The 1778-nt window shown below is 44.1% G+C and carries 1 pseudogene; it reads right to left on the reverse strand.

Features of this window, described 5'->3' with window-relative positions:
• Nucleotides 1–1778 (reverse strand): annotated as a pseudogene (locus ACPK8D_RS14900) (hypothetical protein); the annotation flags it as partial.

The following is a 1778-nucleotide window of genomic DNA, read 5'->3' on the forward strand; positions in this document are numbered from 1 at the left end:
ATAATCGTAACTGTAATCAATTTTCCATTTTGTCGTTATTTTATAGTAGATATCGTACCTGATTCGCCAGTCGAAAACATGGTCTTCCCGGTTCAGGTAGCCTTCGCTCCGGTTTTCAACCGTAAGCGTATCGTTACTTGCATAGGAAAAATGAGGTTCAATCTTCACATCGGTTACATCGGCAGAAATCAGGCTGACATCTGCTGCTATAATTGACCAACTGGATACTGTTCCTTCTGGAGGCTCAATAGAAGGATCTAAGGACTCAGAATCGGAATTCCTGGTCGAATCCATCCAGAAATAGGAAGGCACAAGAGACCCGACATGAGTTCCGGATGCCAAATAGTTCGAGTCCCAGCTGACGGTTCGACTGCTGAAGGAAACTGAGTCCCGGTCAAAATTTGCAGTGACGGTAGATGTCAGCGGGTCCGGAGAATCAAAGCCGTCTCTTAGAATCTGTCCCTGGACTGATGCTGTATAAACGCTATCCGTGACTGCATGAATAAGGTCAGGATCTTCCTCTGTCCACAAATGGTCATTGAAGACCCAGCCGTCAAGAACCCCGTCAGTATAATCCGAAGCAGAAACTTCGATTTTCGAATATTCGGAAAGCTCTTGAAAAGAGGTATTTGTCTCTTGAAGGGATTCTGCTATGCTTTTTTCCACGTCTAACGAGAAGGATTTGTTCTGCGCGAGCGAATCGTAAGTGGTTGTCAGGTTTACACCTTTATCCTGCTCATAACGAGAGATTGAAGCGTTCAAATTAGTAGAAGAGGTCGAAGGTACTCTTTCTCGGTCTGAAGTGCTGTCTGAGGTAAAAACGTCTTCGTAGAGTACCTTTCCGTTATAGTAAGTAGTGTAGGTTAGAGCCAGGGGGTCAACCGAATCAAAAATCCTTTTCTGGGTGTAAAGTGTGGCCCCATTAATCGAGCTTGAAAGGGCAGGATTGGTCAGAATATTGAGAGGGCCGTTTGCATAATGCTGCCAGGGGCCGTAGACGAAAGTCCTCAGGTTTGTTGCCCCGAGCACAAGGTTGGATGTCGAATCAAGGCTTGAGGAGTTCCCAAGTTCGGTTTCGTATTCCCTGACAAGCTCTTCAAGAAGTGGTTCCCTTGAGGTGATGAGTGTGGAAAGCTTCATGCTGCTGTTGAAACTTTCTCCGGATTCAAGATTAACAAGGGTATAATTCAGGACAGGAATTTCAAAAATGTAATAAATAGTGTAATTTTTATCGGCATAACTGCTGGCGTAGATATCACTTTTGTCAGAGTAAGTATCATTTTTTTCAGCGTAGATCTCATTTTTGTCAGAGTAAGTATCATTTTTACCGTTAGGTGAGATTTCCCTTTGCAGAGTTCCGGTTACTTTCCTTATTTTTATCTGTTCTGGTCTTATGCCAGGCTCAACATTGATTGCGTATTCCCTGAAAGTGTGGCTGTTTCCCTGGTAGTTTACAGAGAGCAGCGTGTTAAAAGCGTCTGCTGTTATGTCTTTTACCGGGCTTACTTCAATTACAAACCAGTCCGAGGCTTTGAGCTCGTTTCCGTAATAAAGTTCAATTGAGGCATATCCTGAGGCTGTAAAGTCTGGAATTTCCACGTTTTCCTGGAATGAAACTTTCTGGAAAAAGCCGGTTGCCTGGCCGTAGTTCAGGCTTTTGATTTCGCGGCCTGAAGAGTCATTGACTATAAGCTTGATATCACGGTTTTTCCAGAGGGCTTCGATTTTACCCCAGATATCCGAAGGCAGGTTTATAGTAATCTGGAGAGTGTCCTCTT

Source organism: Methanosarcina sp., assembly GCF_049706645.1.
In the GTDB taxonomy this organism is placed as follows: Archaea; Halobacteriota; Methanosarcinia; order Methanosarcinales; family Methanosarcinaceae; genus Methanosarcina.